7 protein-coding genes are annotated in these 6,036 nt (G+C 31.4%); 2 read left to right on the top strand and 5 right to left on the bottom strand.

Features of this window, described 5'->3' with window-relative positions; translation table 11 throughout:
• From ACVC2P_RS18005 to ACVC2P_RS17990, 4 genes are all read right to left on the bottom strand, one after another.
• On the bottom strand, positions 1-304 hold a 304-nt coding region (locus ACVC2P_RS18005), incomplete at its 3' end, for a phosphorylase family protein (RefSeq protein ID WP_452599835.1).
• A gap of 4 nt (positions 305-308) precedes the next feature.
• A complete protein-coding gene (locus ACVC2P_RS18000) occupies positions 309-1,241 on the bottom strand; it encodes a DUF1835 domain-containing protein (protein ID WP_452599834.1) in 933 nt (310 codons plus the stop codon).
• Positions 1,242-1,246: 5 nt separating this feature from the next.
• The gene (locus tag ACVC2P_RS17995) at positions 1,247-1,573 is read right to left on the bottom strand and encodes a translation initiation factor (RefSeq protein WP_452599833.1); all 327 of its coding nucleotides are present in this window, start codon (positions 1,571-1,573) and stop codon (positions 1,247-1,249) included.
• A gap of 76 nt (positions 1,574-1,649) precedes the next feature.
• Positions 1,650-2,600, bottom strand: a complete 951-nt coding sequence (locus ACVC2P_RS17990) for an isopenicillin N synthase family dioxygenase (protein WP_452599832.1) — start codon at positions 2,598-2,600, stop codon at positions 1,650-1,652.
• Positions 2,601-2,851: 251 nt separating this feature from the next.
• Between ACVC2P_RS17990 and ACVC2P_RS17985 the strand changes: the two genes are divergently transcribed.
• Positions 2,852-4,840, top strand: a complete 1,989-nt coding sequence (locus ACVC2P_RS17985) for an alpha-ketoacid dehydrogenase subunit alpha/beta (RefSeq protein ID WP_452599831.1) — start codon at positions 2,852-2,854, stop codon at positions 4,838-4,840.
• A 63-nt stretch (positions 4,841-4,903) separates the two neighbouring features.
• On the opposite strand, the gene ACVC2P_RS17980 is transcribed toward ACVC2P_RS17985, so the two are convergent.
• A complete protein-coding gene (locus tag ACVC2P_RS17980) occupies positions 4,904-5,038 on the bottom strand; it encodes a hypothetical protein (protein ID WP_452599830.1) in 135 nt (44 codons plus the stop codon).
• Between the two features lie 422 nt (positions 5,039-5,460).
• Between ACVC2P_RS17980 and ACVC2P_RS17975 the strand changes: the two genes are divergently transcribed.
• A partial coding sequence (locus tag ACVC2P_RS17975) for a hypothetical protein (RefSeq protein ID WP_452599829.1) occupies positions 5,461-6,036 on the top strand: 576 nt, incomplete at its 3' end.

Raw genomic sequence — 6,036 nt, 5'->3', positions numbered from 1 at the left:
GTTCTCTAGTTTCTAAATTAATATTTACTAGGGCGTCTAGCTCGTTAAAAACAATATCTATATTATCTGTACCTATTCCTGTTGATATAACTGTAATAGCTTTGCCTTTATATGTGCCTGTTTGCGTATGAAATTCTCGTTTATGTGTTTTAAAATTTATAGTATCAAAATGCTTAGTTACAGTTTCTACACGATCTGGGTCGCCAACCGTAATAATTGTATTGGCAATGTGTTCTGGACGTAAATTTAAATGATAAACACTACCATCTGGGTTGAGTATTAATTCTGAATCTTTTATAGGCATTTAATTATACATGTTTAATCAATTTATTTTCTTTTTTATTGTATAAAAAGTCGGCTTTATTAACGCCTCCAAAATAAAAATCTGTTTGTAATTCGTTTAAAAAGTTTTGTTGCAACTCTAATGCTAAATGCCCCTTTCTATTTAATGTTAGAGCAGTTTCTGTTTCATTAAAGAATATAGCCAATCGATCTATCATTTTTTCTAACTGAGTATCTCCAAAACCATAATATCCTTGATAGTGTAATGTGTAACCTAGTAAATGATGACGAGATTTTATGTTGTGCTTTTTTACTAGTTTTAAAGTGTTATATTCTAAAGTATTTAAACCGCTTCGAGTGTCTGGAAAGCGTCTAATATGCGCTTTTAGGCTATTACTTAAATATGTAAAGTTAGAGGGTTTAACTATTAAAGGTTTTAGTAAATTATGGTCGTTACCACAATAGGTATTCCATGCTTTTTGCGCTAAAGCAATATCGTCTACAGTTAAAGCCGTTTTGTTGTTATAATGCGCTTTTAATTGTTTAGGAGTTAATTCTGAGAGCCCCTTTAACTCAGGCTCATTTTCAACACGACCACTACAAACCAAATAAAGTTGCGCGGTTACGTCTTTTTGTTTTAATAAACTAATAGCTGCAATAAGGTTTATGTGGCAAAATAAATCGTACTCAAACCATAAAACAATTTCGGTGTAATTGGCTAAATGATTAAACTTTGCTAATTCCGATACAAATCCGCCATCGCTGTATTCTGCATTGTAAGTGGTTTTAAAAAAGTCTGTTCTAATTTTTATAAACGCTTCAGAGTCTATAGCGTTAATTGTTGGGCCTTCACAAAGCATTTCGTTCCATGTGATGATGTCTCCTTCAATTTTTAAATCTTTAAGGTAATCTGTAAGGCTAGAGCCATTGGTAATATGTAAAGGCGAATTGGCTTTCATTTTAATTATCCTCCAACACGTTTAACATTAAAGCCTTTCGCTTTTAAGATGGTCATTATTTTATCTCTATAATCGCCTTGAATAATTATTTTATCATCTTTAAAGCTACCACCAACACTTAATTGTTGTTTTAACTCTTTTGCTAAGGCTTTAAAATCTTCGGTAGCTCCAGTATAACCCTCTAAAATAGTGATGGGTTTACCTTTGCGTTTTTCGTATTTACATAAAATAGGATCGTCTTGCATCCATATACCAGAATCACTATTATCTACAGGTGTTTCTTCTGGAATATGTTCTGGGAATAAGTTTTTTAATTGATCTTGTAAATCCATTTTTTAATGTCTAGTACTACTAAAATAGTATTCTATTACAATTAATAAATAATAGAATACTATTTAATTATATTTTTTATTTCTTAATTAAACCTAGTTCTACTAAACGCTGATTTAAAAAATCACCTGCAGTAATATCGTCAAATTGTTTTGGGTTGTTATCATCTATACAACTGTCTAATACGTCTAATTTCATTTCGCTTACTGGATGCATAAAGAATGGAATGGAATAACGGGATGTTCCCCAAAGTTCTCTTGGCGGATTAATTACACGGTGTATTGTAGATTTTAATTTGTTATTAGTATGTCTAGATAACATGTCCCCAACGTTTATCATTAATTCATCTGGCTCAGCAATAGCGTCAATCCATTCGCCATCATGATTTTGTACTTGTAAACCACGACCTTGCGCCCCCATTAAAAGAGTAATTAAGTTAATATCTCCATGTGCTGCTGCACGTTCTGCTGCTTTTGGTTCTTCTAAAATAGGCGGGTAGTGTATTGGTCTCAATATAGAATTTCCGTTGTGTATATAGTTATCAAAGTAGGTTTCTTCTAAGTTTAGGTATAAAGCTAAAGCACGTAATACATATTTAGCAGTTTTTTCTAACATTTTGTAAGTTTCTTTTCCAACTTCATTAAAAGCAGGTAATTCAGTAACTTCAACATTATCAGGGTATTCTTTTGCTAACTCGGGGTTATCTTCCACATATTGACCAAAATGCCAAAACTCTTTTAAATCTCCTTCTTTTTTACCCTTTGCACTTTCTTTTCCAAAAGAGACGTAACCACGTTGCCCTCCAATGCCAGGTATTTCATATTTGCGTTTAGTATCTACAGGAAGTGAAAAGAAATTTTTAATTTCTTCATATAACTTATCAACTAATTGTTCATCTAAAAAATGCCCTTTTAATGCAACAAAGCCTATTTCTTGATAAGCTTTACCAATTTCATCTATAAATTGTTGTTTTCTTTTTGGATCCTCAGAAAGGAAATCCTGTAAATTAACGCTAGGAATACTATTCATCGTTATTATTTTTTATAATCTTAAATTTAATCATTATTCACTTTAAAAACTAAAGCACAAATAAATTAAGCCATTTAAAAAAACAAAAATACATTAGGCTCTTTATTTTAGTTATAGTTAAGTGAAGTTAGTAATACAAATGTAAAGAAAAGTAGGCAGAATATATAATTGATAATTTTATTAGTCTTTTTATAATTATTATTCAATTATGCTATATTTGACAAAACATTTTCACAAATTAAAAGACCTTGATGAAAAGTAATATTAAGTACAAAAAACACGGATTAGATTCGAGTATACTTATCAATCTGTACAAGAGCATGTTAAAGCCTAGAATGATAGAGGAGAAAATGCTCATCTTGCTTCGACAAGGTAAAATAAGTAAATGGTTTTCTGGGATTGGGCAAGAAGCCATCTCGGTTGGGGTTACTTTTGTAATGGATGCAGAAGAGTATATTTTACCAATGCATAGAAACCTTGGTGTGTTTACAACTCGTAAAATTCCTTTAGAGCGATTATTTGGACAATGGCAAGGAAAAGCTTCTGGTTTTACTAAAGGAAGAGATCGTTCTTTTCACTTTGGGACACAAGACTATAATATAGTAGGTATGATTTCTCATCTAGGGCCCCAATTAGGCGTTGCAGACGGTATTGCTTTAGCAAGTAAGTTGCGTAAGGAGAAGAAAGTAACAGCTGTATTTACAGGAGAAGGCGGAACAAGTGAAGGTGATTTTCATGAAGCACTAAACGTAGCTTCTGTTTGGCAATTACCTGTATTATTTTGTATAGAAAATAATGGTTACGGATTATCTACGCCAACAAGCGAGCAGTACAATTGTAAGGATTTAGCAGATAGAGCTCTAGGGTACGGGATGGAATCTCATATAATAGATGGTAATAATATTTTAGAAGTTTATACTAAAGTTTCTGAGTTAGCAGAAAGTATAAGAAATAACCCACGTCCTGTTCTATTAGAGTTTAAAACCTTTAGAATGCGTGGACATGAAGAAGCAAGTGGAACTAAATATGTGCCACAAGATTTAATGGACGCATGGGCAAAAAAAGACCCAATAAATAATTACAGAAACTACTTAATAGAGGAAGGTATTTTAACAGAAACAATAGACGAAACTTTTAAAGTAGAAATTAAAACAGAAATAGATAAAGCATTGCGTATTGCTAATGCAGAAGAAGTTATAATACCTAATGAAAGTATTGAATTAAGTGATGTTTATAAAGGTTTTGATTATGAGGGTGTTGAAGAAAATAAAGAATTAAAAGAACTCCGCTTAATTGACTCAATTTCTGAAGGATTAAAACAATCCATGGAGCAGCATCCAGATATGGTTATAATGGGCCAAGATATTGCAGAATATGGAGGTGTTTTTAAAATAACAGATGGTTTTGTAGAGCAATTTGGAAAAGATAGAGTTCGTAATACACCAATATGCGAATCGTCTATTATAGAAACAGCAATGGGACTATCTATAGCAGGAATTAAAAGTGTTGTAGAGCTTCAATTTTCAGATTTTGTTACTTCTGGTTTTAATCCAGTAGTTAATTATTTAGCAAAATCGCATTACAGATGGAACCAAAACGCAGATACAGTATTACGAATGCCATGTGGAGCAGGTGTAGCAGCTGGGCCTTTCCATTCGCAAACAAACGAAGCTTGGTTTACAAAAACACCAGGTTTAAAAGTCGTGTATCCAGCATTCCCTAAAGATGCAAAAGGGTTATTAGCAACAGCAATTAATGACCCTAACCCAGTATTGTTTTTCGAGCATAAAGCATTATACAGAAGCATTAGGCAAGAAGTACCTACCAATTATTACACAATTCCATTAGGAGAAGCAGCAATGCTTAGAGAAGGAGAAGATATTACTGTAATAGCTTATGGAGCTGCTGTGCATTGGGCTTTAAACACACTAGATAAGCACCCTAATATAAACGCAGATGTAGTAGATTTACGTTCTTTACAGCCTTTAGACACCAAAACAATATATGCTTCAGTTAAAAAAACTGGGCGTGTTATAATTTTACAAGAAGACTCTTTATTTGGTGGAATAGCCAGTGATATATCTGCATTAATAATGGAACACTGTTTTGAATTTTTAGATGCTCCAGTAAAACGAGTAGCAAGTTTAGAAACACCGATACCTTTTATAAATCAATTAGAAGACCAGTACCTTTCTAGAGATAAATTTGAAGGAGAATTGCTAGAGTTATTAAAATATTAAATAAAATTAAAAGCCAGTAAATATAACACTTACTGGCTTTTACTTGGAAAAAATTAAACTGTATTAATAAGCATAACGCTTTGCACGACTCCAAAGCGTACCTTTTGAATTATCAAACTTTAATACTTTTCTATTTACTATTACAGATTCCTGTGTTATAGTATTAGCTTGCCTTAAAACATTAAATAGAGTTTTCATGATTTCCAGTTTTTTGATTGATTGATTGATTGATTGATTGATTGATTGATTGATGAAATGCTTTTAAAATTTACCTGTAACGTCTTTTAGAGTTCCAAGTGTTACTTTTTGTTCCTTTAAGTGTTCCAGATATTTGATTTGTGTTTAAAGTTCTCATAATGATTTTAATTTTTTTGATTGATAAATAATGTCTTGTTTATACTAAAGAGACGACGCATTTCTATTTTTGTTACAGTACTATGTATTACAAAGTACTTTTTTAACAAAATTTAACAAATTATAGATTTTAATATTTATTTATAAAGTACAATAAGACAAAAGAGTAGAGGTAAATTTTATTAAATTTGAATAGATTAATAAAATTTTAATATTTAGGTATGGTTTTTGTCTTATTTTCGACAAACAGAATTATTTAACCCTGTATGAAATTACGTTTATTATCCATATTAGCTTTCTTTTTTGTACTATCCGTTAGTGCACAATTAGATAGTGAAAATAAGTCTATAGCTATTCCTGCTGAAAATGTTGACGATCCAAAAGAGGACAATGAACTCATTATAAAACCTAAACCAAAAGCTAAAGCAGAACCAGAAGCCACTAAAAATGAATTAGTTTTACCTAAAGCAGAAGAACAACCAATAGTTAAACGTCCCAATTTTTCTATAGAAAAAGAAAATAAGTTTAGAAATCCTGCTGAATTATTTGAAAAAAAACTACAAAGAAGTTTAAAGTTTAGACAAGAAAGTGAAAAACGTAATAATGGTAGTAAAATTACACAGTATTTAGGAGAGTTTAGAACGTTAGCTAAACGAGTTAATGTAATATATAGAGACCATCAGTATCCAGATGGCGATTTAATACGCGTGTTTGTAAATGGAAAGGTAGTACAATCAAGAGTGTTATTAGAAACAGGATATAAAGGAATTTTCTTAAACCTAGAAGAAGGAGATAACATTATAGATTTCCAAGCATTAAACCAAGGAACCAGCGGGCCAAAT

Source organism: Pontimicrobium sp. MEBiC01747 (assembly GCF_053601635.1).
This window is presented reverse-complemented; position numbering and strand designations above follow the sequence as displayed.

Coding starts and splice junctions, on each gene's coding strand:
- ACVC2P_RS18000 (WP_452599834.1), bottom strand. CDS start 1,241: ATGAAAGCCAATTCGCCTTTACATATTACCAATGGCTCTAGCCTTACA.
- ACVC2P_RS17995 (WP_452599833.1), bottom strand. CDS start 1,573: ATGGATTTACAAGATCAATTAAAAAACTTATTCCCAGAACATATTCCA.
- ACVC2P_RS17990 (WP_452599832.1), bottom strand. CDS start 2,600: ATGAATAGTATTCCTAGCGTTAATTTACAGGATTTCCTTTCTGAGGAT.
- ACVC2P_RS17985 (WP_452599831.1), top strand. CDS start 2,852: ATGAAAAGTAATATTAAGTACAAAAAACACGGATTAGATTCGAGTATA.
- ACVC2P_RS17980 (WP_452599830.1), bottom strand. CDS start 5,038: ATGAAAACTCTATTTAATGTTTTAAGGCAAGCTAATACTATAACACAG.